The organism is Nostoc sp. DedSLP03 (genome assembly GCF_034530815.1).
Lineage (GTDB): Bacteria > Cyanobacteriota > Cyanobacteriia > Cyanobacteriales > Nostocaceae > Nostoc.
This window is the reverse complement of the sequence record NZ_JAVRCK010000033.1, coordinates 58,119-83,568: the sequence shown is the minus strand read 5'-3', so window position 1 is coordinate 83,568 and position 25,450 is coordinate 58,119. Positions and strand designations below refer to the sequence as shown.

The 25,450-nt window shown below is 42.5% G+C and carries 17 protein-coding genes; 14 read left to right on the top strand and 3 right to left on the bottom strand.

All coding sequences use genetic code 11. The features are described from left to right. Nucleotides 1–89 precede the first annotated feature (89 nt). Entirely contained in the window at nt 90–911 is an 822-nt protein-coding gene (locus tag RM368_RS17490; protein WP_322695230.1) for an amidohydrolase, read from the top strand. A gap of 27 nt (nt 912–938) precedes the next feature. Here the strand turns inward: RM368_RS17490 and RM368_RS17485 are convergent, their stop codons facing one another. Beyond that, nucleotides 939–1,781, bottom strand: coding sequence for a pantothenate kinase (locus RM368_RS17485; RefSeq protein ID WP_322695228.1), 843 nt, complete (start codon nt 1,779–1,781; stop codon nt 939–941). Nucleotides 1,782–1,890: 109 nt separating this feature from the next. On the opposite strand from RM368_RS17485, the gene RM368_RS17480 reads away from it, so the two are divergent. The 4 genes from RM368_RS17480 to RM368_RS17465 all read left to right on the top strand — a co-directional run bounded on the left by RM368_RS17480 (nt 1,891) and on the right by RM368_RS17465 (nt 6,420). Next, the gene (locus RM368_RS17480; RefSeq protein ID WP_322695227.1) at nt 1,891–3,615 is read left to right on the top strand and encodes a diflavin flavoprotein; all 1,725 of its coding nucleotides are present in this window, start codon (nt 1,891–1,893) and stop codon (nt 3,613–3,615) included. A gap of 164 nt (nt 3,616–3,779) precedes the next feature. Beyond that, nucleotides 3,780–5,492: a diflavin flavoprotein gene (locus RM368_RS17475; protein ID WP_322695226.1), complete on the top strand. Its 1,713-nt coding sequence runs from the start codon at nt 3,780–3,782 to the stop codon at nt 5,490–5,492. 287 nt (nt 5,493–5,779) lie between these two features. Beyond that, complete coding sequence (locus RM368_RS17470) at nt 5,780–6,007, top strand: hypothetical protein (protein WP_322695225.1); 228 nt, start codon at nt 5,780–5,782, stop codon at nt 6,005–6,007. After that, complete coding sequence (locus RM368_RS17465) at nt 6,007–6,420, top strand: PIN domain-containing protein (protein WP_322695224.1); 414 nt, start codon at nt 6,007–6,009, stop codon at nt 6,418–6,420. The genes RM368_RS17470 and RM368_RS17465 overlap by 1 nt, the downstream gene beginning before the upstream one ends. An 86-nt stretch (nt 6,421–6,506) precedes the next feature. Here the strand turns inward: RM368_RS17465 and ribBA are convergent, their stop codons facing one another. After that, a complete protein-coding gene (ribBA, locus tag RM368_RS17460) occupies nt 6,507–8,180 on the bottom strand; it encodes a bifunctional 3,4-dihydroxy-2-butanone-4-phosphate synthase/GTP cyclohydrolase II (RefSeq protein WP_322695223.1) in 1,674 nt (557 codons plus the stop codon). A 316-nt stretch (nt 8,181–8,496) separates the two neighbouring features. On the opposite strand from ribBA, the gene argC reads away from it, so the two are divergent. Next, nucleotides 8,497–9,555 carry an N-acetyl-gamma-glutamyl-phosphate reductase gene (argC, locus tag RM368_RS17455; protein ID WP_322695222.1) on the top strand — a complete coding sequence of 353 codons (1,059 nt, stop codon included), beginning with the start codon at nt 8,497–8,499 and terminating at the stop codon, nt 9,553–9,555. A gap of 74 nt (nt 9,556–9,629) precedes the next feature. On the opposite strand, the gene eno is transcribed toward argC, so the two are convergent. Next, nucleotides 9,630–10,919, bottom strand: a complete 1,290-nt coding sequence (gene eno, locus RM368_RS17450; protein ID WP_322695221.1) for a phosphopyruvate hydratase — start codon at nt 10,917–10,919, stop codon at nt 9,630–9,632. A 270-nt stretch (nt 10,920–11,189) separates the two neighbouring features. On the opposite strand from eno, the gene gloA reads away from it, so the two are divergent. From gloA to hpsE (RM368_RS17410), 8 genes are all read left to right on the top strand, one after another. Further along, on the top strand, nt 11,190–11,624 hold the full coding sequence (gloA, locus tag RM368_RS17445) for a lactoylglutathione lyase (RefSeq protein ID WP_322695220.1): 435 nt from the start codon (nt 11,190–11,192) through the stop codon (nt 11,622–11,624). Between the two features lie 588 nt (nt 11,625–12,212). Then, on the top strand, nt 12,213–14,855 hold the full coding sequence (gene clpB / locus RM368_RS17440) for an ATP-dependent chaperone ClpB (protein WP_322695219.1): 2,643 nt from the start codon (nt 12,213–12,215) through the stop codon (nt 14,853–14,855). Between the two features lie 770 nt (nt 14,856–15,625). Next, entirely contained in the window at nt 15,626–20,620 is a 4,995-nt protein-coding gene (gene hpsA / locus RM368_RS17435; RefSeq protein WP_322695218.1) for a hormogonium polysaccharide biosynthesis protein HpsA, read from the top strand. Between the two features lie 192 nt (nt 20,621–20,812). Next, complete coding sequence (gene hpsB / locus RM368_RS17430) at nt 20,813–21,460, top strand: hormogonium polysaccharide secretion pseudopilin HpsB (RefSeq protein ID WP_322695217.1); 648 nt, start codon at nt 20,813–20,815, stop codon at nt 21,458–21,460. A gap of 66 nt (nt 21,461–21,526) precedes the next feature. Continuing rightward, nucleotides 21,527–22,534: a hormogonium polysaccharide secretion pseudopilin HpsC gene (gene hpsC, locus RM368_RS17425; RefSeq protein WP_322695216.1), complete on the top strand. Its 1,008-nt coding sequence runs from the start codon at nt 21,527–21,529 to the stop codon at nt 22,532–22,534. Nucleotides 22,535–22,572: 38 nt separating this feature from the next. Beyond that, the gene (locus tag RM368_RS17420) at nt 22,573–23,277 is read left to right on the top strand and encodes a prepilin-type N-terminal cleavage/methylation domain-containing protein (RefSeq protein ID WP_322695215.1); all 705 of its coding nucleotides are present in this window, start codon (nt 22,573–22,575) and stop codon (nt 23,275–23,277) included. Nucleotides 23,278–23,462: 185 nt separating this feature from the next. Continuing rightward, nucleotides 23,463–24,422 (top strand): hormogonium polysaccharide biosynthesis glycosyltransferase HpsE, encoded by a 960-nt coding sequence (gene hpsE / locus RM368_RS17415; protein ID WP_322695214.1) that lies wholly within the window; start codon nt 23,463–23,465, stop codon nt 24,420–24,422. 32 nt (nt 24,423–24,454) lie between these two features. Then, nucleotides 24,455–25,447, top strand: coding sequence for a hormogonium polysaccharide biosynthesis glycosyltransferase HpsE (hpsE, locus tag RM368_RS17410; RefSeq protein WP_322695213.1), 993 nt, complete (start codon nt 24,455–24,457; stop codon nt 25,445–25,447). The last annotated feature ends 3 nt before the right edge of the window (nt 25,448–25,450 follow it).

Below are 25,450 nucleotides of genomic sequence, written 5' to 3'. Positions count from 1 at the left end.
TTGGGCTGCTGATTTTATCACCCAGTCAGTTTAAAAGATGTTGGTAATGACAAGGTTTCAAAGGATGGGATGATGCCTTTGCCTCGGCGATAAATTTTCTGAAACTTTGGAAAGGCAAGAACGAACGTATAATACCAGCGATTACTGCACACGCTCCTTATACCGTCTCGCCAGAGCATCTGGTACAAGCTATTCAGGCTGCGCGTCATTACGATGTCCCGTTGACGATTCACCTGGCAGAGACACAAACTGAAGTTAAAGATGTTCAGCAGCGCTATAATGCAACCCCAGTGAAACATCTAGAAAATCTCGGTTTTCTGGAGCCGCGTGTATTTGCCGCACACGTTGTCTGGCCTAACGCAAGTGAAATCGCCTTGCTAGCCAAACGTGGTGTTGGTGTTATTCATAATCCTGACTCGAATTTGAAACTGGCTTCTGGCTTTGCGCCGATTCCGGCGATGCTGAAGGCAGGAGTTAAGATTGGTTTAGGTACGGATGGAGCCGCGTCGAACAACACTCTTGATATGTGGAAGGCAATTCGACTCACCGCCCTCATTCATAAAGGGACTACCCTTGACCCCACTGCTGTATCGGCTAAGACAGTTTTGCGTATGGCAACACTTGGTGGTGCAGAAGCACTTGGCTTATCAGATAAAATTGGTGCGATTAAGGTGGGACTTCAAGCAGACCTAATTCAAGTCCAGCTTAAAGAACCACACTTGCTCCCGCTTTACGATGTCATCTCCCATCTTGTTTATGCAGCAGATGCCCAAGATGTTGATACTGTGATTGTAAATGGGCAAGTTCTAATGGAAAAACGTCGGATGCTCACGATTGACACTGAGAGGATTCGCCGTGAAGCTACTTCCATTGCTCAGAGAATCAAAGCTCAATTCCGACCTTCTAATTGATAAATCTTAAGCTGCTCTGGGTCTAACTTAGAGCAGTTTTACTATTTCTCGCATTCCCCAAAAAATTAAATTTGGTTCTACAATCAAGCGTCCTGTAATTTCAGGATATAAAGTTCGCAGATAATTTAGTAATAAAGTGCGATCGCCCCCTTTAATTGCAATATTACCATTAGGAAATAATTGCAACCAGGCTTCAATAAAATATTTGATTCCAGCTAAGACTGTGTAAATTACTCCGCTTTGAATTGCTTCTTTAGTATTGAGAGCAAAACGTGCTGGTAGAGACGGAAAACTTTGCATTTCTACTAATGGTAATTGTCCTGTTTGTTGACCGAGAGTTGCAAATTGCAAGCTTAATCCTGGCAAAATTGCACCTCCAACTAGACACTTATTAGCATCCACAGCTGTAAAAGTTAGCGCTGTACCAGCATCAATTACCAACATCGGAAAACCCCAAGTTTTTGCCGCACCCCACAAAGCTAAAGCGCGGTCAACCCCTAGTGTGGGATAAACGCCTTTTAGTGGTATTTGGTCTAAAGTAATAAGGCGAACATTTGGGTAAGTTTGCCAAATAGCAGTTTGACTGGGAACTACTGAGGCGAGGAAAAGAGGGCAAGGGGGCAGAGAGACAAAAGCGCAAAGGGGTGGAGTATTTGTGAGAAAATTACTTTGTTGATGGGATGGAGAAATTGTCAGCAATAAATCATCTAGGGTTTGACATTCAGCTAGATGTTGGATGACAGACTCAGGAAAATAGTCGGTATCCCAAGCTGAGTAAAGTGTCTCGCCAATAAACAATGCCCAATGCAGCCGCGAATTACCAATTTCCAAGGCTAGCCAAATTTCCTCTCTGTGGCTCTGTGGTTTCACACTTTTAACTTTTTTAAGTCAACTATAGATTTTTTAATAAAAATTAACATTAAAGCCGTGTAACAATAAAAGAAGAGGAAGAAATACTCATTGTGTCAAGGAGGGAGTTATGGTAGCACTCACCGAAAAAACTGAAAAACGGCTCACCATACAGACTGTAGAGATTGCTCAAGAGACGACGGCTATTCGCTCTTTGGATTGGGATCGCGATCGCTTCGATATTGAGTTTGGTCTGCAAAACGGTACTACTTATAACTCGTTTCTCATTCGCGGGGAGCAGACTGCCTTAGTTGATACCTCCCATGAAAAGTTTCGTCAACTATACTTTGATACGCTTACTGGACTAATCAACCCAACAGAGATTGATTATTTAATTATCAGTCACACTGAACCAGACCATAGCGGTTTAGTTAAAGATTTGCTGCAAATGGCTCCAGAAATAACCGTTGTCGGTTCTAAAGTGGCGATTCAGTTTCTTGAGGATTTGGTACATCAGCCATTTAAGCGGCGGATTGTGAAAAATGGCGATCGCTTAGATTTGGGCAATGGTCATGAATTTGAATTCGTGATTGCCCCAAATTTACATTGGCCGGATACCATCTTCAGCTTTGACCACAAAACCAAAATTCTCTACACTTGCGATGCCTTTGGGTTGCACTATTGCTCAGATAGCACCTTTGATGAAGACTTGGCAGCGATCGAAGAAGACTTTCATTACTACTACGATTGCTTGATGGGGCCGAATGCCCGATCGGTTCTATCTGCCCTGAAGCGGATGGCGGAACTGAAAACCATCGACACGATCGCCACAGGGCACGGCCCATTATTATCTCACAATGTAGAAGAACTAGTTGGACGTTACCGCACTTGGAGCCAAAGCCAAACCAAGGCAGAAACAACAATTGGGATATTTTACGTTTCTGAATACGGATATAGCGATCGCCTCGCGCAAGCAATTGCCAACGGTATCGGTAAAACTGGTGTCGCCGTGGAAATTGTCGATTTGGGATCTGAAGTCGATTTACAAGAACTGCGGGAAGTAGTTAGCCGTTGTGCTGGACTAGTCGTTGGATTACCTCCGGCTTCCGGTGCTGCGAATATCCAAGCTACACTCAGCACAGTTTTAGGATCTGTCAAAGAAAAGCAAGCTATCGGCGTATTTGAAACTGGTGGTGGCGATGATGAGCCAATAGATCCTTTGGTAAGTAAATTCCGTAATTTGGGTTTGACAACAGTTTTTCCACCAATTCGGATTAAACAAACGCCCACAGAAAATACCTACAAGTTGTGTGAAGAAGCGGGTACAGACTTAGCTCAATGGGTAACACGCGATCGCAACATCAAAGCCATGAAATCCCTTGGTGCTGACTTAGATAAAGCATTAGGTAGAATCAGTGGCGGACTATATATTATTACTGCTAAAAAAGGCGATGTATCCAGTGCCATGCTAGCCTCCTGGGTTGCTCAAGCTAGCTTCAAACCTTTGGGATTCTCCATTGCAGTCGCCAAAGATCGGGCAATTGAATCACTTATGCAAGTAGGCGATCGCTTTGTCCTCAATGTCTTAGAAGAAGGCAATTTCCAACCATTAATGAAACACTTTTTGAAACGGTTCGCCCCTGGCGCAGATCGTTTTGAAGGTGTGAGAACTCAGCCAGCCGAAAATGGTGCGCCTATCCTCAACGATGCCCTCGCCTACATGGAGTGCGAAGTCATCAGCAGAATGGATTGCGGCGACCATTGGGGAGTATATAGCACGGTCTACGCTGGAGGAGTTTCTAAACCAGAAGCTTTGACTGCTGTGCATCACCGTAAAGTTGGCAACCACTACTAAAAAGTTAGGAGTTAAGAGTTAGGAGTTAGAAGTTAAAAATTAGGAGTTGTAGGGACGAGTTGGACAAAAAATATCGTCTGTACAACGGAAGTTAAAAAATTTAGATTAACGACTTTCTTCAACTCATAACTCATAACTTATAACTCATAACTCTTGTTTTACCTATGTCAAAAAACAAACCCCGTGACGTTCAAGTTTTCCCGATTGCGACAGATACGAGAATACTGCGATCGCGCAGTTGGTCAAGGCTGAGATTTGAAATTGAATATGCTCTTGCTAAGGGTACAACTGCTAATTCTTATTTAATCGAAAGCGATAAAACTGCCATCATCGATCCTCCAGGGGAAACCTTTACGCAAATTTATTTAGAAGCTTTACAGCAACGTTTCCATCTAGAAGATTTAGATTATGTAATTTTGGGACACGTAAATCCTAACCGGGCTGCAACTTTAAAAGCTTTGTTAGAAATTGCCCCGCAAATCACCTTTGTGTGTTCTAATCCAGGAGCGAGAAATTTACGTGCGGCGCTGGAAAATCCAGATTTGCAAATTCTTGTGATGCGCGGCGAAGAAACTCTAGATTTGGGTAATGGGCATAATTTACAATTTATTCCCACTCCCAATCCCCGCTATGCCGATCAACTTTGTACCTACGACCCGCAAACAGAAATTCTGTACACAAATAAGTTATTTGGGGCGCACGTTTGTGGAGATCAGGTATTTGATGAAGGCTGGGAAGTATATAACGAGGATCGGCGCTATTATTTTGATTGTCTGATGGCTCCCCACGCCCGTCAAGTTGAAACAGCGCTGGAGAAATTAGCTGATTTCCCCGTGCGAATGTATGGTACTGGACACGGGCCTTTGGTACGCTATGGCTTAATCGACCTGACCAAAGCTTATCGAGAATGGATTCAACAGCAAGCATCTGCTGACTTGACAGTGGCGTTAATTTATGCATCAGCTTACGGAAATACAGCCACATTAGCCCAAGCGATCGCTCGTGGGATCACGAAAGCTGGTGTTGCTGTAGAATCGATTAACTGCGAATTTACCGAACCAGAAGAAATCCGAGCGGCTGTGGAAAAAGCCGGTGGTTTCATCATCGGTTCTCCTACTCTGGGGGGTCATGCACCGACACCCGTACAAACAGCTTTAGGAATTGTGCTATCCACCGCTACTAACAATAAACTTGCTGGTGCTTTTGGTTCCTTTGGCTGGAGTGGGGAAGCGGTTGATTTAATTGAAAGTAAATTAAAAGATGCTGGCTATCGATTTGGTTTTGATACCATCCGCGTCAAATTCAAACCCGACGATGCCACCTTACAATTGTGTGAAGAAGCTGGAACCGACTTTGCCCAAGCATTGAAGAAAGCTAGAAAAGTGCGATCGCCAAGTCAACCTGCAACCAATGTAGAACAAGCAGTTGGTCGGATTGTCGGTTCTCTTTGCGTTCTCACAGCCAAAGAAGGCGATCGTTCCAGTGCCATGTTAGCTTCTTGGGTATCTCAAGCCAGCTTCAATCCACCTGGTTTAACCGTCGCTGTCGCCAAAGACCGCGCAGTAGAAACACTGACGCATACAGGAAACAAATTTGTCCTCAATATTCTGAAAGAGGGGAATCACTTGGGATTGATGAAGCACTTCCTCAAACCTTTTGGGCCAGGACAAGACCGATTTGCTGATGTCGCCGCCGAAGAAGCTGAAAGCGGTTCTCCCATACTTACGGATGCCTTAGCATATCTCGAATGTTCCGTACAAAACCGGATGGAGTCTGGCGACCACTGGCTGGTTTATGCGACTGTAGAGAATGGCAAATTGTTAGATACTGATGGCGTTACAGCTGTGCATCATCGCAAGTCGGCAACTCATTATTAATCAATCATCGCCAATTTCCGACCCCAGCCTATTTTTGCTAGTACAATTGTTTCCCTTCTCGCTTGCGGGGAGGGGTGATTTGCTAATGGGAATACTTGCTAAATATCAGATGATGTTTGATAGCGGATTTTCTTAGCTTTATGAAATAAAATTCTATAAGTACTGAAGTATTGTCCGAGGCTATTAATCTGAGGGCAGTTCATATTAAGAAGAAAAAATGCAAAGTGTGGCAGACTAGCAACTTTTTGCAAAAACTAACTCAACGCTCTGTGTTAAAAATTATTGCTATGACTTTACGTGAACTTGAAGATCAAGCACTGAGATTATCTGCTGAGGAGCGTTGGCAGTTAATCAATACATTGATGCGATCGCTCCAACCAAAACTTCAGCCAACGTCAAAGCCAAAGGGTTTAGCTGCAAGTTTAATCGGTATTGCCAAGACTGACACCCTGCCACCTACAGATGAAGAAGTAAAAGCCATGCTAGATGAGCGGTTGGTGCAAAAGTATCTGTAATGCGAGTTTTATTTGATACGAACGTTCTGCTGGATGCTTTGTTAGCGCGTGAACCTTTTGTGGCAGATGCTGCTTTTTTGCTACAGACAGTTGAATTGGGGCAAGTTGAAGGATTTATGTCGGCGACAACAGTTACGGATATACATTATTTGGTTGGACGCCAGACCAAAAGTACTGAAATTGCGATCGCCGCAGTGACTCAATTGTTAGCACTGATGGAAATTTGTGCAGTGGATCGCGATGTCCTAGAACAGGCGATCGCATTGAGGTTGACTGATTTTGAAGATGCGGTGCAAGTAGCGTCTGCGATGAAGTTGGGGCTGGAGGCGATTGTTACTCGTGATGTAGATGGATTCACAGGTTCGCCGATTCCAGTACTGTCACCGAAAGAGATGAGAAATCAGTTGATGTAGCAGAATGCTTGAAAAGTTCGGGGGAAGGTAAGACTTAAGCACAATAAATCTCCAACCCCCTTAAAAATTTTTCTCTTAATTCGTGGCTATTTGCTAAAGCTGTAGATTTGTTGCGTCTTTAAGCGATCGCTAATCGATGAAGGCAGTGTACCATCGGCGAATGTCTGCCGATCTAGTTGGACTTGTAAATTACTTAAAGGATCGCAACCAGAAGATATCAAAAATTCTAGTTTCTGGATGTAAGGCACAGTTGCTAGGTTATCCAGAATTTGAAAGATTGCCTGTATGTAAGGATGACCACTCTGCTGATACCAATCACAGCTAGCAACTTTTGGTTGATCGAAACCCAAGTGTACAGTTAAAGATGGTTCGTCAAATAGAGCGATCGCTAAGGGACGCGCTTCTTCCTGCAATAATAGATCGTTACTTTTTGCTAAGTGTCGCAGTTTTTCTAAGCGTTCATAACGTTCCGTCACAGCTTCCGGGTCATCTTGCCAGTGGATTGCTACTGTCACCAGATAAGTTTGTAACAGCATGTGACCCAGCTTTTTCGCTTTTGTCGCTAGATAATAGGAATTGTAGTCGTTTGCCTCAATTAACAATGGCACGCGATCGACTACTTCCAGCCCATAACCCTTGACACCAGCAATCTTACGGGGATTATTGGTAATTAGGCGAATCTTTTTGATGCCCAAATCCATGAGCATTTGTGCCCCCATACCGTAGTCTCGCAAGTCAGCAGGAAATCCCAAACGCTCATTTGCTTCTACTGTATCTAGTCCCATATCCTGCAAAGAGTAGGCTTTGAGTTTGTTAATCAAGCCAATTCCCCGCCCTTCTTGACGCAGGTATACAACTACACCTTGACCAGCAGACTCAATCATTTTCAGTGCAGCTACAAGCTGCATCCGACAGTCGCAGCGTAAAGAACCCAAAGCGTCACCAGTTAAGCATTCTGAGTGCATCCGTACCATCACTGGCTCATCTTTGAAATTAGCTGGATCGCCCTTGACAATTGCAACGTGTTCTGTATTATCCAGAGTATGGCGATAGGCGTAAATTTCAAACTGACCGAATTGACTAGGCAACTTGGTAATTACCTCACGATACACTAGGCGATCGTGCTGTAGGCGATAGCTGATTAAATCCGCAATACTAATAATTTTTAAATTGTGACGTTTCGCGTATTCAACTAACTGCTGCAACCGCGCCATTGAACCATCAGAGTTTTGAATTTCACAAATTACCCCCGCTGGGTATAGCCCTGCTAATCTCGCTAAGTCCACAGCCGCTTCCGTATGTCCGGCGCGTTTGAGTACGCCTCCAGCCTTAGCCCGAATCGGAAAAATATGACCAGGACGACGCAAATCGGTAGGTTTTGTGGCTGGATTGAGAGTAACCTGGATAGTGCGGGCGCGGTCTTCTGCTGAAATGCCTGTAGTGACACCTAATTCTGGGCCGGCATCAATACTGACAGTGAAAGCAGTTTGGTTAGTATCTGTAATGTTGCTTACCATCAAGGGTAAGTCTAGCTCGTCTAAGCGATCGCCTGTCATTGCCAAACAAATTAGTCCTCTTGCTTCCACCGCCATAAAATTAATCATGTCGGGTGTGGCAAATTGGGCAGCACAAATTAAGTCGCCTTCATTTTCTCTATTTTCATCATCTACCACTACAATGACGCGACCAGCTTTTAGGTCTGCTAAAGCGGCATCAATCGAATCAAATTTAAAAACTTGGGTAGGATTAGGCTGTGACACAGAAGATTTCCAGCTATAAACGTAAATTTTTTTAACAATTTCTCCTTTTAGATTGTAGCTCCTTTATAAGGCAGAGAAGTAGACTAGCAATGATTTGATAACGGGGCACAAATTTTTGCCATTAAAAGTGGCGATAAAGTGCAGCGACAGTAAAGGACGAAGGGGATGAGGAAGCATAATAATTATTTGTTTGCTCCCCCATCTTCTAGAGAACAAAGTAGAGGGGTTTAAGACCTTTTGTGCGCTGCGGTCTGGTCGCTGATATTGTTGATAGCTGAGAACGAATTAACCATTCATGGGATAAGGATTTGGGATCATGGGCAAATTTAGACGCGTACCCGTTGGGATTGTTGGCGCGTCGGGCTATGGTGGAGTGCAGTTAGTACGACTACTGATGGATCACCCAGAAGTCGAAATGGTTTATTTAGGAGGTGAGACTAGTATCGGGAAATCCTTTGGGGATCTCTACCCGCATCTGGCTCATGCAACTAACCTGCTAATAGAGGCAGTAGAACCAGAAATAATTGCTCACCGCTGTGAAGTAGTTTTCCTGTCTTTACCAAATGGTCTGGCTTGCCAAATCGCACCCAAACTTTTGGAAAAAGGATGTAAAGTACTAGATTTGAGTGCAGACTATCGGTTTAGTGATTTGACAACTTATACCAATTGGTATGGTACAGAGAGAAGCGATCGCCCAATTGCAGCGACAGCAGTTTATGGATTACCAGAACTTTATCGCGATCGCATTGCCGAAGCTCAACTTATTGGCTGTCCCGGTTCCTATGCCACTGCTAGTCTTCTTGCACTTTCGCCACTTTTAAAGCAAGGCTTAATCAGACCGGAAACAGCTATTATCGATGCCAAGTCTGGCACATCTAGCAGCGGACGGCAGGCTCAAACCAACTTATTACTAGCTGAAGCCGACAACTCCATAACAGCTTTTAATGTTGGTCGTCACCGTCATACCCCAGAAATTGAGCAAATTTGCAGTGACTTAGCTGGTCACGAACTTATGATTCAATTTACACCGCACCTTATCCCAATGGTACGCGGTATTTTGGCAACAGTATATGCCACAATGAGCGACCCAGGTCTAGTACGAGATGATTTAATCACAATTTTCTCAGCCTTCTACCGCAACTCTCCTTGGGTAAAAGTCTGCGGTAGCGGCGTTTACCCCCAAACCAAGTGGGCGAACGGCAGCAATCTTTGTTACATCGGTGTAGAAGTTGACCCACGCACGGGTCGCGTAATTGTTATGTCAGCAATAGACAATCTAATTAAAGGACAGGCAGGCCAAGCAATTCAGTGTTTAAACCTGATGATGGGTTGGGATGAAACCTTGGGGTTGCCCAAGTTGGGGTTTTATCCTTGATTGGGGATTGGGTACTGGGGATTGGGTATTGGGAAGAATTCTTGCCCCAGTCCCTAGTCCCCAGTCCCTAGTCCCTACTTCGGCCCTAACCCCACAGCACCAGCATAAACGGCGCGATCGCCTAGTTCATCTTCAATTCGCAGCAAGCGATTATATTTTGCTACGCGTTCGCTGCGACACAGAGAACCTGTTTTGATTTGACCAGCACGGGTTGCTACAGCTAAATCAGCGATCGTTGTATCTTCAGTTTCACCAGAACGATGGCTAATTACTGAACGGATACTGTTGCGAGTTGCCAAATCAATCGTTTCCAAGGTTTCGGTCAGAGAACCAATTTGATTGAGTTTAATCAAAATGGCATTAGCGGCTTTTTCCTGGATGCCTCTTTGCAAGCGAGTAGCGTTAGTCACAAACAAGTCATCCCCTACCAATTGCACCCGCGAACCTAATTTCTGGGTCAGTAATTGCCAACTTTGCCAATCTTCTTCGTGTAAGCCATCCTCAATTGACACAATTGGGTATTGGTCAACTAGTTGTCCTAAATAATCAATAAATTCAGCCGGGGCGTGAGGTTTACCATCGTAAACATACTGACCATTCTTGTAAAACTCGCTAGCCGCCACATCCAGCGCCAAAGCTACTTGTTCACCTGGCTTGTAACCAGCTTTCTGAATGGCAGCAACCAGCAATTCCAAAGCCACCTGATTAGATTCTAGGTTAGGAGCAAAGCCACCTTCATCACCCACACCAGTAAGCAAACCCTTTTCATCTAACACCTGGCTGAGAGTAGCAAACACCTCTGCACCCCAGCGCAACGCTTCCCGGAAAGAAGTTGCGCCAATTGGGACAATCATAAACTCTTGAAAATCCACGTTATTTGAGGCGTGTGCGCCACCGTTAATCACGTTCATCAACGGCACTGGGAGCAAATTCGCTAAAGGGCCACCCAAATAGCGATAGAAAGGAATTTCTAGAGACTCAGCACCAGCTTTAGCAGCTGCTAAGGAAACCCCCAAAATTGCATTAGCGCCCAAATTGGATTTGTTAGGAGAAGCATCTATGGCAATCATTGTGCGGTCTAGCAATTCTTGGTTGAGGGCATCCAAGCCTAACAATTTTGGCGCAAGTGCTTCTTTGACGTTTTGTACTGCCTTGAGTACGCCTTTGCCCCCATAACGGCTTTTATCGCCATCACGCAGTTCGTGAGCCTCAAAACTGCCAGTAGAAGCACCACTAGGAACTTGCGCCAGTCCGACAACACCGTTAGCTAAATGCACTTCGGCTTCAATTGTCGGTCTACCGCGTGAATCAAGAATTTCACGAGCTGCGATCGCCTCAATGGCGGTATCTAAAAATTTACTCATCTGTACTTTATCCTTTATTCGAGTGTGTTACGCATCCAGTCCAGTTGCCTAACCCAATCGCTAGCATAGGTGGTTAAGAGACTTTCTCGGCTGAGATTAAAGAAGATTTCCATTATCAGGGATAGGGAGCAATGCCCAGAATGGGTAATTGTTTATTCTGTCCTCTCGGCTTTTAATTCTTTCTGTGACAGCATTTTTACCTTAAGACTTTGAGCTAGGTAAAATGTTTGCAGAGAATAACACTAAATCAATTACAGAGAAAAGGTCAATATGCGATTACTACACACAATGCTGCGGGTGGGCAACCTTGAAGAATCTTTAAAGTTCTACTGTGAAATTCTCAAAATGAAACTGCTGCGCCGAAAAGATTATCCAGGCGGAGAATTTACCCTGGCTTTTGTTGGGTATGGCGACGAAAGCGACAACTCGGTAATCGAACTAACCTACAACTGGGGTGTAGAAAAGTACGAATTAGGTAATGCTTACGGTCACATTGCCCTTGGCGTTGATAATATTTACGCTACGTGTGAAGAAATTCGCACTCAGGGCGGTAAAGTCGTGCGCGAGCCAGGGGCAATGAAACATGGTTCGACGGTAATTGCTTTTGTTGAAGATCCTGATGGGTATAAAATTGAACTGATTCAACTGGGAACTCAAGGTTCGGCAGTCAAACAGGAATCACAAGAGCAACTTGTCAGTCAATAATTCGATCGGGGATTTCCAAAAAATTAATTATCCAGTAGGGTGGAATGTCATTTATCTAAGCTGGATTCAGATCCCCGACTTCTTTAAGGAGTCGGGAATCTGGGCAGCAATTTGTGCTTAAGAGCGATCGGAAAATCTACACTGATGTCTTAAAAAGTTGAGCTAGAGGGAGATTGATTCTTCTGGCATACTGGCATATCGTGCCAATCAACCCAGATAAGCGAGATTTTTCCCTTTTTGCCTTTCTTTTTAGGCGGGTTAGGGGATCTTCTCTGGGTAAATCCTATTCATATTACCCCTACACTGTCGTTAACGATCGATACTAATAACCCTCGCTCCAACAATACCATTGGGGAAAGTCTGCTCATAACAGTGTTTTCGTTTTAAATTAGGAAATAGGGAATAAATTAAATTATCATCAATTGTCAATCCAAAATTGCCACCGGAGATACACGCGGATATCCGCCCAGAATGTTTGGATAATTATCTGGGTATTAAGGAGTAGGATTATTACCACTCCCAACTCCCAACTCCCTTTAATAATCCCCCAATCCTTAAACTAAAAATTCAAATTCTAAAATTCTAAAGATGCAACCTACAGATCCCAATAAATTTACTGATAAAGCCTGGGAAGCAATTGTTAAATCTCAGGATATAGTCCGTGCTTATCAACAACAGCAACTAGATGTTGAACATTTAATTATTGCCCTGTTAGAAGAACCCACTAGTCTAGCAATACGTATCCTAGCTCGATCTGAGGTCGATCCAATCCGTTTGCAGCAGCAGCTAGAAGCCTTTACCCAACGTCAGCCGAAAGTTGGTAAAAGCGATCAGCTTTACCTTAGCCGCAGTTTAGATGTTTTACTAGACCGAGCCGAGGAAGCTAGAGCTAGGATGAAAGACTCCTACATTTCTGTGGAACACATACTTTTGGCCTTTGCTGAAGACGATCGCATTGGACGAAAGATGCTCAAAGGCTTTAATGCGGATGCACCTAAACTTGAAGCTACAATCAAAACTATTCGCGGTAGCCAAAAGGTAACAGATCAAACCCCAGAATCCCGCTATGAAGCCTTACAAAAATTTGGCAGAGATTTGACAGAACAGGCAAAAGCGGGAAAACTCGACCCAGTAATTGGGCGGGATGACGAAATTCGACGGGTAATTCAAGTATTGTCTCGTCGTAGCAAAAACAACCCCGTACTCATTGGCGAACCTGGGGTAGGTAAAACTGCGATCGCCGAAGCATTAGCACAACGGATGGTAAACGGTGATGTTCCTGAATCTCTGAAAAACCGCCAACTCATCTCTTTAGACATCGGTAGTTTAATTGCTGGGGCAAAATTGCGAGGAGAATTTGAAGAACGTTTGAAAGCGGTTCTCAAAGAAGTTACGGAATCTAACGGTCAAATTGTCTTGTTTATTGACGAACTACATACCGTAGTCGGTACAGGTTCTAGCCAACAAGGGGCAATGGATGCGGGAAATTTGCTCAAACCTATGCTGGCGCGAGGAGAATTGCGTTGTATTGGCGCTACTACCCTCGACGAATTCCGCAAACACATAGAGAAAGATGCTGCCCTAGAACGCCGCTTTCAGCAAGTATTTGTCGATCAGCCAACTGTGGAAAACACTATTTCGATTCTGCGGGGGTTGAAAGAACGCTATGAAGTGCATCACAACGTCAAAATTTCTGATTCGGCTTTGGTAGCAGCAGCAACCTTATCAGCACGTTATATTAGCGATCGCTTCTTACCAGATAAAGCTATTGATTTGGTGGATGAAGCAGCAGCACAGTTGAAAATGGAGATTACCTCCAAACCAGCCGAATTGGAAACCATCGATCGCCGCCTGATGCAATTAGAAATGGAAAAGCTGTCATTAGCTGGCGAAGAAAAGGGTACTCTCCAAACAAAAGAACGTTTGCAGCGAATTGAGCAAGAAATCGCCAATTTGACGGAAAAACAGCAAACATTTAATGAGCAATGGCAAGGTGAAAAGCAGATATTGGAGGCGATAAGCGCCTTAAAGAAAGAAGAAGATGCGCTGCGAGTGCAAATTGAACAGGCGGAACGCGCCTACGATCTAAATAAAGCTGCCCAACTAAAGTATGGCAAATTAGAGGGAGTGCAGCACGAGCGTGAAGCTAAAGAAGCGAGCCTTTTAGAAATTCAAAACCAAGGTTCCACGTTGCTGCGAGAACAAGTCACCGAAGCCGACATTGCTGAAATCGTCGCCAAGTGGACAGGAATCCCCATCAATCGCTTGTTGGAATCGGAACGACAAAAATTGCTGCAATTAGAAAGTCATTTGCATCAACGAGTCATTGGGCAAGAAGAAGCTGTAGAAGCAGTAGCAGCCGCAATTCGCCGCGCCCGTGCGGGGATGAAAGATCCCTCTCGCCCCATTGGTTCATTTTTGTTCATGGGCCCCACAGGTGTGGGTAAAACCGAACTCGCCCGTGCTTTAGCTCAGTTTCTCTTTGATTCTGATGATGCATTGGTGCGCTTGGATATGTCTGAGTATATGGAAAAACACTCAGTTTCTCGCTTAGTGGGTGCGCCTCCAGGATACATAGGATATGAAGAAGGCGGTCAACTTTCCGAGGCGATTCGCCGCCGTCCTTATTCAGTGGTGCTGTTGGATGAAGTGGAAAAAGCGCACGCCGATGTGTTCAACATTTTATTGCAGGTGTTGGATGATGGGAGAGTTACTGACTCTCAAGGAAGGACGGTAGATTTTCGTAATACCGTCATTGTGATGACCAGTAACATTGGTAGCGAACATATTTTGGATATATCTGGTGATGATTCTAAGTATGAAACAATGCAAAAGCGGGTAATGGATGCTTTGCGATCGCATTTCCGCCCAGAATTTCTCACCCGCCTTGATGATATTATTCTCTTCCATGCCCTCAGTCGCACTGAAATGCGGCAGATCATCCGCATTCAACTCAAACGGGTAGAAAATCTCCTACGCGAGCAAAAAATCTTCTTTGAGATATCCCAATCAGCTTGCGATCACCTTGTCGAATCAGGCTATGACCCAGTTTACGGTGCCCGCCCACTCAAACGGGCAATTCAGCGAGAAGTAGAAAACCCCCTTGCCACCAAGTTATTGGAGAATACTTTTATCTCTGGAGACACGATTATCATTGACAAAAATGAAAATGGTCTGTCTTTTAGCAAAAAAGTGCTGGTGAAGGTGTCAGTACCACAAATTGCTACATAGCACTTGGTGTCTCCCCTTCACTCAACGGGACGTAGCCAAAGGGCTGTAGGGAGAAGACCAAACTGGCTTGGATACACAAACAAAATCTAAGAATAATTGAGGGTTTGAAACCCAAGGATGTGAGTAAACCCCCTATAGTTGCGGTTTCTAACCATCTTTTTAAGATTAATGTAACTGCGTGTTGCATCTATGATGCCTAGTAGCTTCTGCCACAGGGTACTAATTTTGCGTACCTTGTAGCAGAAGCTTGCTTGTCTTTAAAGGTGGTAGTGGGATTTACGCCAAGGTGTACTAATGAGTAATTAGTAATTAATCAAAGCAATGCGAACAATAAGATTTCCGACTTTTTAATTAAAGAAGTCGGGAATCTAAACCGCACATCTGATCATTTTGCCACTAATTGATATCTTTCCTTTAACAGATGGGTATTATAAGCCTACTCTGCTAACAACATCTTCATAAATTTGTCTTCAAATAAAACACATTTACGCAAATCTACTGTGAACCAATGCTCTTATTATTGATCGGACTTGAACTAAATAATTCTGAAAAAATCAGTGTTTACCGGATCAAATGAACAATTCATAAATGATATAACTTTAATAAATTATCTTTTTTATAGCTACTTTAGTTTGTAAGTTAGTAAAGCTAAATGTAGTCGTTAGATAAATATCGTCTCACCTCATACCTGTAAAAATACTTGATAGGCATGAGTAAAAACTTTGAAAAAATAGAAAATTCGTTATAATCTACTCGATTGGGAAGCAGATATGTCTAGAAAACGTCAGCTATTCAAGGTAATTCAAAAAACCTTCAGAAAAATTAGCAAGCAGCTTTTATCTGCAATTAATAAGCAACTTATTTGGCTTTTGCGAACTATCTCTGGTACTCAAAGAAGACGCAGTTCGGTTAATTCTGGCTTTGTATTGCCAACAGTGGCGATGGTAGTTTTGGTAGTTGTACTGTTAACAACTGCAATTTTATTTAGGTCTTTTGAGCGTTCTAAAAACGCTAGTAATGTCCGCGTAAATGAAGCGACAATGCAAGCCGCCACCCCTGCTTTAGACAGGGCTAAAGCCAAAATAAGCGCACTGTTTGCTGACCCGACTCTACCACGTTCTGTCCCATCAAATCTAACCCTATACAATACCTTAGTTAATAAACTTTCCGTCTATACATTTGGTGATGAAACTCCTATAACCCTGGCTTATAACCTTAATAAAAGTACTTCAACTCCGATGATTGAAGCAGCTAGTAGTATGGCTTTAGAAAATCAAGAAAGCATACAAACAGCCTGGAAATTTCCTGCCGATACAGATAATAACGGTAAATTTGATAGCTTTATTCTCTATGGTATCTACTTCCGTACTCCCCCCCAAACTGGTACACTCCGAAGTAGAAGTCCATTAGATGCTAGAACCCCTCCGATGCTACCAGCTAAGGCAGGTGGAGCTTGTGATGTAGCTGGTGATACTAGCGCCAGCTTAGTAGGTAGTTCGGGTTGGTATAAGCTACCAACTGGCGAATTGAAAAAAAGCTTTTTCGTTTATGCAATAACGGTTCCCATTAGTGATATTGCTCAAGCTACTTCTCTTAATACAACCAAATATGAGAAGTATCGAGGTAATAAGGGCTTTTCCGCGTTAGAAATGCAACAAGATCGTAGTCAAGTTTCTATTACTAATAATGCTGTTGTTTATGAAGATGACTTAGATATTACACCAGGGCCAAGATTCCGTCTCAATGGACGTATCTTTACCAACAGTAACTTATTTACTGGTGTAAGCAGTCAAAATATAACCCTATTTCAGGTCAGTAGTAGGTATTCATGTTACTACGAACGAGAAAATAGCAAGATAGTTGTTGGCGGTAATGTTGCAACTGGTAGTCCAATCAGTACAAGTGATACAGGTGGAACAAACGTAGATTTATTTGTAGAAAATGGTGCGCCTACTACAAATAAAACTTTAGCATCTACTAATAAAACCACTTCAAATAACTCGAATGACATTGCGTATAACACTCAGGCTTATGCTCAACGCATAGACTTATTAGTGAAGGCACAACTTAACAATGCTACGACTACTGATCCTCAAGAAATCAGAACTAATATAACCAACAGGACTCTAAACGATCCAAGTTTAGATGCGACTAAAGTACGTAAGGAAGAATTAGAAAACTGGTTTCGTAAGCGTACTAGACGTGTACCATTTAGAGAAGTTCCTTATGGTACTTCTGCTATTATAAAAACTGGCACTACTGAGTACGACTATATAACAGATGCAACAACCTTTATGCAAGGTTCTGTTAATACGCTACGTCCAATGGATGCCTGGATTTATCCAACAGATACTAATACAACACTAACACTAGATACAGCGCAATTACCTACCAGAGATCCAGACGTTGTAGATAATACTCCCGTAATAGAAACACAGTTAGGCGATCGCATCGTAGTAGGCAACAACTTGCCTGAACTTATATGGGACAACACAAAAGGAGACTTTGTAGGAGACAACGATTCCCAACCCATTACTCCTGCTGTGAGGTGGACAAGTAGCACTACCAAAGATCGAACACGTACCACTCGCGTCAGACAGTTATCAGATTTAGGGGTAACAGGACGTGATGGTTTTTGGGAAATTTCAGCCGCTTCACCGCGATCTAATCCCCTTGATGTGGTCGGTGGACTGAGGGTGATTACAGGTGCAGGAGTATATACACCTACAGGTTCTGGACTAAGAACACTCGTCCAACCTACTCTTCCAACACGAGGAGGAAAGCCCGATCTGGTTGACGACCCAAGCACGTCGGGAGTCAACGAAAGTTATGGCACTGTAGTCTGGCCAGATACTATGCCTATGGTTGTATCCGATCCGACTGATCCTCTGAATGCAAGTAAACAAAAACGTGGTGATTTAGTAATGCGTGCCACGGTGGTGTATCACTACAATTTCAATTCTTATAGTCCTCAGGCGAGTACACCAGACGATTATCAAACACCCATGGCCTGTGTAAGTAGCTACTACAACCCTACCAATCAGACAACAGCAACTACAAACACCTATAATCCCCTTGATTCGACAACAGTAGCAGCATCTAACAATGGGATTGTTTATGCTGCTCCCGCTACTGCATCTGATGGTATAACTAGAGGACAAACAGTAGATGCCAATGGTTTTTTTACACTTGGGGCTAATGCTGATGATGTGACTAACACTGGTGTAACTTTGCTAAATCGCTTGAAGTATCAAGCTAACTTGGTATTTCCCAATGGTCGCCTTGTGAATCCTCTACTACGGCAAGCACTGGCCAAAGCAACAACCAGTAAACTCACTCTCTCTGAGCAATCAGCAATTGACTCTACTATCTGTGCAATACAGATTGCTGATGGCACTCTGTCTCGGAGTACTACCTACATTCCTGATGGCGCAATCAAAGAAACTGCATTTCTTGATGCCCGACAAATTAAAGCTATAGATAAAGGTGGTACATTAACTGGAAACTACAATTTAGAAGTTGAACAGCGTCAGCCTCTAGAAATTCGTGCCACTAGCATAAATTTAGGTCAGCTTCGCACACAAGCAATTGGCGCTGCATTGGATAACGAATATCTATTGCCCAATAGCGGCATTATCTATGCCTCTCGTGATGATGCTCAAAAAGATCGCAGTAACCCAACTAGTGAAAATATCAGCGCTAGTGACTACAATCTCGATCCAGAACGGCGACCTAACGCCATTATGTTGATTAATGGCACTAACTTGAGTCGCCAGACTAATTACAGAGCAGAAGAAAAAGGCTTAATTTTAGCAACTGAGCTACCAGTGTATGTTAAAGGCGATTTTAATCTGCACACTAAACAAGAATTCAAAACCCCGGATCTTTTACCTGCTCCCAGCGCTGCTACCTACGATACTAAATTTTACACTCGTGCTGCGGCAAATCGCGATCCTGACTTTGCTTGTCGGCCTAGTGATCCTAGACTACCAAATTGCACAACAGGCGAAACTTGGCGGCCAGCATCAGTAATTGCCGATGCTGTTACCTTGCTCTCTGGTAACTTCCGTGAAGGTTTCCGCAATGAAGGTGATTACGACTTGCGAAATAACCAAGGGAGCGATCCTAACGTCGTACTCAGCCGACTGAAGGTAGGTTTCTGGAATAACAACTTTGTCACTTCATCTAATTTCTTGACTAACTCTGGTGGTGATGCCTACTATACAGGTACTCCCACTTCTACTGACTCAGTAAACAATAACAGTTCTTACGTGAACAACTTTGTCACGCCCATTCAGCGTCGAGGAAGTTTCCCTGAGTATGTAATGGAGATGTGCTTCAAAATACCAGTTTCAGAGTGTCAACCGGGTGACTGGTATGTGGGTTTAGATAGTGATACTGATACAGGTAATGCTTTAGACCTAAACACAGAAATCCTAAAAAGGTCTAGTGATGTAGTAGGTGTAACCGATCTTACCAGACTCTTAGCTGGTACAACTGCGCGATCGCCAAGGGCTGATTTTGCTCAATTTGCTCGTAGGATTGCGTTCAAACGGAAATACACACCAACGGGTGATATTGATTTTGGTAAGCTTGTTAATACTAGTAACAACGCCATAAATTATACTAGTGCTAATCCCATTCCACTAGGTATTAAATTAGGTGTAGTAAGAGAATTGCCGCTAAATTTCATAGCTGGTGTGTTAGACCCGCTTAGCATACCTGACATAGCAACAAATGCTCTATGGTTTGCAACCACAACAAATATTACTTCTCCTAATAGCCCACCACCATCAACTATAAGCGAGATCAAATACAACAATACTAATCGTGTATTCTACAGATACCCCAAACTACCAGCTTCTGGTTCGCTTAGGGATTTTCCTGGAGCCACAGACGCGTCACTATTCAGTGCTACACCCAGCAGAGATGCGTCATACCAGCCGCTATTTGAACCTGTAGTGCAATTACAACTAACAACCGCAACACCATCTACTCCAAATTACGCGGCTTTAGCAGGATCGTCTAGTGTAGTTAAAAACACTAGATGGTTGTCTCAGGCAAGTCAAACAAATTTTAATCTAGTAGTTGCTGCTGGTGATACTCCGGCTCGTGTGGGTGCAAGTACCTACGAAATCAATGGGGGTTTGCATAACTTTGTGCGCTTCTTAGAAAACTGGGATGGGATTGATGCCAATATCAACGGTTCATTTATCCAATTTAAACGCAGTATCTATGCTACTGCACCATTCCAAGTTTTTGTCAGACCAGGGCCAACAACTCCTCCTGCAACCACTTCTGACCCTAATGATACTAGCGCTGCTAACCTTTTGAATAATAACAGTATCTTTTACAGACTTCTGAATTCTGCAAGACCTGGTTACACATCAGATAGTACTTACATTACTAATCCTAGTGGTGAAGCGCCTTATTATATGGCTCCTAACCGTAACTGGGGTTTTGATGTGGCGTTATTGGCGCAAAACCCCGACTTGTTTGCCCAGCGCTTTGTAACTCCAGCAGCTGATCCTCCAAATGAATACTTCAGAGAAGTAGGCCGCGATGACCTTTGGGTGAAAACTCTGTTATGTGCTGTACAAGATGAAAATGCGAATGCAGGGAATGGGTTTGAGGATGCGCCCAGCGCCTACTTTGGCACCATCGTCTCTACCCCTGTTACTACCCCTCCGGCCCCTGACCGCAAGTTCAAATTTGCGCTACCTGCAACTGAACGTCCTACTAACTGCCAACTCCAACCATCCTAAAATGTCTGAATGAGAGTTTTTACATCACTTTTCGGGTGAATAGACCACGTTAACAGACCTAACCCCCTAGCCTCCTTCCCTAATAGGGAAGGGGGAAAATTCAAAGCCTCTCCCCTTGTAGGAGAGAGGTTACGAATATATTACACCCGATCGCAAATTACTTTAAAACATAGCCTTATTAAGAAATTGAGTATGAACCCACGCCAACTACAAGAATTATCTGCCCAGTCTAACGAGTCAGGTTTTACGATCATTGAGTCGCTTGTGGCAATCCTCGTAGTTGCCATTTTGCTAGTAGCGATCGCACCTGTTTTAGTAATGTCAACAGCAACTCGCGTGCAAGCTAAACGGGTGGAATTGGCAACAGGAGCGGCTAAAGCCTTCATTGATGCTATCAAGTCTAAAACAATCTCAGATCCAACAATCACCGTTACACTGGCTGCTAGCACAACTAGAAATGTATCCAGTTCAAGCACTGACTATTTATTGAGTAGTACGTCAGCTCCTACTGCTAGCACTGGTTTGTATTGCTTTAACAAAAATGGCAGCCTTGCTAATCCCAACTGTACTAGCGATTTATTTTACATTCAAGCTATTCGCGTTGCTGTCACAGGTAGCGACGCTGATAAAGGTCAAGGCTATCGTTTGGGAGTTCGGGTATATCGTTCAGATGCGGAATTTGGTTCTTTGACTGCGGGTAGCAGTGGAAAAACAGCAGCAACATTCACTGGGGGACTAGGCGATCGCAAAGCACCACTAGTAGAAATGACAACTGAAATTGTCAGAGGTCAAAGTTCGTATAGCGCTTTGTGCGATCGCCTTGGTGGTTGTCAACCATAATTAACCCGTTAAACAATAAAAAATTTCATAACTAAGTATCGGTCATTAAGGAGAACCTGTAGCAAAATGAATATATTGAGGTGGCTGTTAAGTACTCAGCTAAAACCCTCTCATAAGCAAAATAAAAATAGTGGGTTTACCCTGATTGAATTATTGGTGGCTATGCTCATTGCATTTTTAGTAATTACGCCGTTACTAAGTTTTATGATCAGTATTTTAAACACTGATGGTCAGGAACAAGCCAAAGCGAACTCAGAGCAAGAAATTAAAGCTGCACTAGATTATATTACTCGCGATCTCCAACAAGCTATATATATATATGATGCTACTGGAATTGCTTGTCTTAGCGGTACTGTTGATGCTAGTACCGCTAACACTTGCCCAAATGCAAGTACAACAGGGAATCAACTACCTAACGGAACAGATAAAGTGCCTGTGCTTGTTTTTTGGAAACGAGAATTAATTAATCAAGCAATTACAATTACAGGCACTCAAAAAGATGATACTTTTGTTTACTCATTAGTTGCCTACTATTTAATTCAAGACACTAGCACTACTTGGTCTAAAGCTGCACGTATCGCCAGATGGGAAATTAAAGATGGCGTTCCAAATACTGCTGCTACAGTAGGTGCTTGCGATGGATTTACCACCGAAAAATATCTACCATGTCCAGATAAAGGTTTTAAACCATTTGACTTGTCACAAAAAGGCATAACATTACAAGCAAAAATGAATAGTTGGGCAGGAGGGGGGGCTTACAATCAAGTTCCCGTGGTTTTGGTTGATTTCATAGATCAAACGACAATAGCACAGGGAGCGCCAGCAATAACATGTTCTACTGGCTTTAGTCAAGTTCCAGTAGCAGCAACTATTGCCAGAACAGGATTCTATGCTTGTATAAATTCAGTTGGCACAGATAATAGAAGTACTGCGGAAGTTTACTTAAGAGGTAATGCACAAGCTCGTCTTATACAAAATGATGAAACTAAAGTACGTTACGCGCAGAGCAAATCTAGTTATTTTCCGAGTGGAAACATTAAAGTTCAAGGAAGCAGCTTCATTTTTACCAAATAGCTTCTATCTTTGATAAATATTAATAAAAGCAGGATAGTATGGCGAATATTCTTAGTTTAAGACTATTAAATTATTTCCACTTGCACAGCCGAAAAACAAAGCTAAAGCAGCAATATTTAGCAAATAGACCCTCTACTAATGGCTACAAGCAACAAGATGCTGGATTTAGTCTTATAGAGTTAATAGTAGTACTGCTGCTAGTAGGAATTTTAGCAGCGATCGCAGCTCCTGGTTGGGCTGCCTTTGTAAATCGGCAACGGATCAATAAGTTTAACGACGCCGTTTTCGCAGCACTGCAAGAAGCACAGCGCGAAGCTAAAAACAAAAAACTTAGCTACAGTGTCAGTTTTCGGAAAAATAGCACAACTCAAGAGGTTGCTATTTTTCCTACCAAAAAGAGCGATGGTAGCAATTTGCCTTTAGCTGAAATCAGCACGTGGAAACCTTTAGGAACGGATGTAGGCGTTAGCTCTGATAAATTTTTGCTAGGTACAAATCTAAATAGCACTACTGAAAACACTGCCGATTCTACTGTATCCTATTCTTTAAATGCATCAGCAAAAATTACTTTTGACTATATGGGAACTTTACCCAATGCAAGTCTTGGAACATCTGGGTTACAAATAGTGGCAGCTGTACCAAGCTCTGCAAATCCTACATCGCCTAGTAGCGTAAAGCGATGTGTCATTGTGAAAACTCTCTTAGGCTCAATGGTGACAGCAAAAGATAATAATTGCAGTTAAGTAATTTAAATACCAATATTTGTTTAAAAATACGTAATATTGCTGAACATAAAACTGCACGTTGATAGCAAAATTGAAACATCATGTGCAGTTTTAATATTTGATAGATTCATTTAAGAGCCATTGATAAATTAGCCATTGCCTGAACATAATAATAAGCGTCATCAAAATATACTTTTCGGAAAATGACTGAGAACCTTGACTTTACTGTAGCTATCCCAACTTATAACGGTGAAAGTCGTTTGCCTGAACTATTAGAACGACTAAAAAACCAACTTCAGACCGAAAATTTATCTTGGGAAATTATAGTTGTAGACAATAACAGCACTGATAATACAGCTAAAGTTGTTCAAACTTATCAAAAAGATTGGCGATGTCCTTATCCTTTAAAGTATTGCTTTGAAGCAAAACAAGGCGCAGCTTATGCTCGAAAAAAGGCAGTTGCAGAAGCTAAAGGTAAATTCATAGCTTTTCTAGATGATGACAACTACCCAGTATCAAATTGGGTAGTCGCAGCTTATGCTTTTGGTGAAAAATATCCTAAAGCTGGAGCTTATGGCAGCCAAATTCACCCAGACTGGGAAGTAGAACCACCGGAAAACTTTAAGCGAATTGCTCCATTCTTAGCAATTACAGAGCGTGGTAATCTACCGCTATTATATGAAGCGTCTAAAAAATTACTACCCCCTTCTGCCGGACTTGTTGTTCGTAAACAAGCATGGTTAGAAAGTGTACCAGATAAGTCTATTTTAACTGGTAGAATTAAAGGTAATATGCTTACCAGTGAAGATTTAGAAATGTTGTCTTACATCCAAAAATCAGGATGGGAAATCTGGTATAACCCAGAAATGGAAATATCACACAAAATACCAAAATTGCGTTTGCAAAAAGATTATTTAATTCCATTTTTTCGAGGAATTGGACTTAGCCGTTGTGTAACTAGAATGGTAAATATTAAACAAATATATAGACCATTTGCTCTTTTGTCTTATATGCTAAATGACTTGCGTAAAATCACGTTACACTTACTAAAATATCGAACTAATCTGAAAGATGATTTGGTGGCTGCTTGCGAGATGGAACTTTTTTTAAGTAGTTTCATTAGTCCCTTTTATCTTTGGAAAAATGGATACTTTAAAAAGTAAATTACTAAAATATTAGGCATTTATTAGGCATTATGACTGAATTAACAGATGAAAAGTTAGATATTAGCGTAGCCATTCCTGCATACAATGGAGCAACCCGTTTACCTAAAATTTTGGATAAGCTCTTAACCCAGACAGGAGTAGAACAACTTAACTGGGAAATTATTATTGTGGATAATAATAGTTCTGATAATACATTTGAAATTATCCAGAATTACCAAAAAATATATAATGGAAACTGTCATTTAAGATATGTTTTAGAAACCGAACAGGGAGCAGCTTTTGCAAGATTGCGAGCAGTACGTGAAGCCAAAGGGCAGCTAATAGCATTTTTAGATGATGATAATTTACCTGCACCTGATTGGTTATCAGAAGCATATACCTTTGGATTAGAGCATCCTCAAGCAGGTGCTTGGAGTGGACAGATTCATGGTGATTTTGAAGTAAATCCACCAGAAAATTTTGAAAGAATTCAAGCTTTTTTAGCTATCAGAGAACATGGTTCAAATCCATATTTATTTGACGCAGATAATTTAAGACTTCCTCCTGGTGCGGCACTTGTTGTTCGGAAACAGGCCTGGCTTGAAAATGTACCACAGCGGCCTAATTTAAGTGGGAAGCTGCCTGGTATTTTCGTACAGGGTGATGACTATGAACCATTGCTTTATATACATTATGCAGGCTGGCAGATTTGGTATAATCCTGCCATGCATACTTATCATCAAATACCACACTGGCGACTTGAGAAAGATTATCTCTTAACTCTGGCACGTGGTTGTGGATTGTGTATTTTCCAGTTAAGTTTGATAAATACTAAAAATTGGCAAAAACCAATAGTGTTTATGAAAACTATTTTAGGGAATTTACGCCGAGCATTAAAACACCTAATTCACTATAGAGGGCAATTTAAAACTAATTTAATTGCTCTTTTTGAAATGGAGTTTTACTTGGCTAGTATGATAAGTCCTCTCTACTACTTAAAATGCAGTCTTGGTAGAGTATTCAAAAATAAATTAGCCCTATAAAAG

What these genes read in the sequence shown, in the direction of transcription:
- RM368_RS17480 (WP_322695227.1), top strand. Translation starts at nt 1,891, where the DNA reads ATGGTAGCACTCACCGAAAAAACTGAAAAACGGCTCACCATACAGACT.
- RM368_RS17475 (WP_322695226.1), top strand. Translation starts at nt 3,780, where the DNA reads ATGTCAAAAAACAAACCCCGTGACGTTCAAGTTTTCCCGATTGCGACA.
- RM368_RS17470 (WP_322695225.1), top strand. Translation starts at nt 5,780, where the DNA reads ATGACTTTACGTGAACTTGAAGATCAAGCACTGAGATTATCTGCTGAG.
- RM368_RS17465 (WP_322695224.1), top strand. Translation starts at nt 6,007, where the DNA reads ATGCGAGTTTTATTTGATACGAACGTTCTGCTGGATGCTTTGTTAGCG.
- argC (WP_322695222.1), top strand. Translation starts at nt 8,497, where the DNA reads ATGGGCAAATTTAGACGCGTACCCGTTGGGATTGTTGGCGCGTCGGGC.
- eno (WP_322695221.1), bottom strand. Translation starts at nt 10,919, where the DNA reads ATGAGTAAATTTTTAGATACCGCCATTGAGGCGATCGCAGCTCGTGAA.
- gloA (WP_322695220.1), top strand. Translation starts at nt 11,190, where the DNA reads ATGCGATTACTACACACAATGCTGCGGGTGGGCAACCTTGAAGAATCT.
- clpB (WP_322695219.1), top strand. Translation starts at nt 12,213, where the DNA reads ATGCAACCTACAGATCCCAATAAATTTACTGATAAAGCCTGGGAAGCA.
- hpsA (WP_322695218.1), top strand. Translation starts at nt 15,626, where the DNA reads ATGTCTAGAAAACGTCAGCTATTCAAGGTAATTCAAAAAACCTTCAGA.
- hpsB (WP_322695217.1), top strand. Translation starts at nt 20,813, where the DNA reads ATGAACCCACGCCAACTACAAGAATTATCTGCCCAGTCTAACGAGTCA.
- hpsC (WP_322695216.1), top strand. Translation starts at nt 21,527, where the DNA reads ATGAATATATTGAGGTGGCTGTTAAGTACTCAGCTAAAACCCTCTCAT.
- RM368_RS17420 (WP_322695215.1), top strand. Translation starts at nt 22,573, where the DNA reads ATGGCGAATATTCTTAGTTTAAGACTATTAAATTATTTCCACTTGCAC.
- hpsE (WP_322695214.1), top strand. Translation starts at nt 23,463, where the DNA reads ATGACTGAGAACCTTGACTTTACTGTAGCTATCCCAACTTATAACGGT.
- hpsE (WP_322695213.1), top strand. Translation starts at nt 24,455, where the DNA reads ATGACTGAATTAACAGATGAAAAGTTAGATATTAGCGTAGCCATTCCT.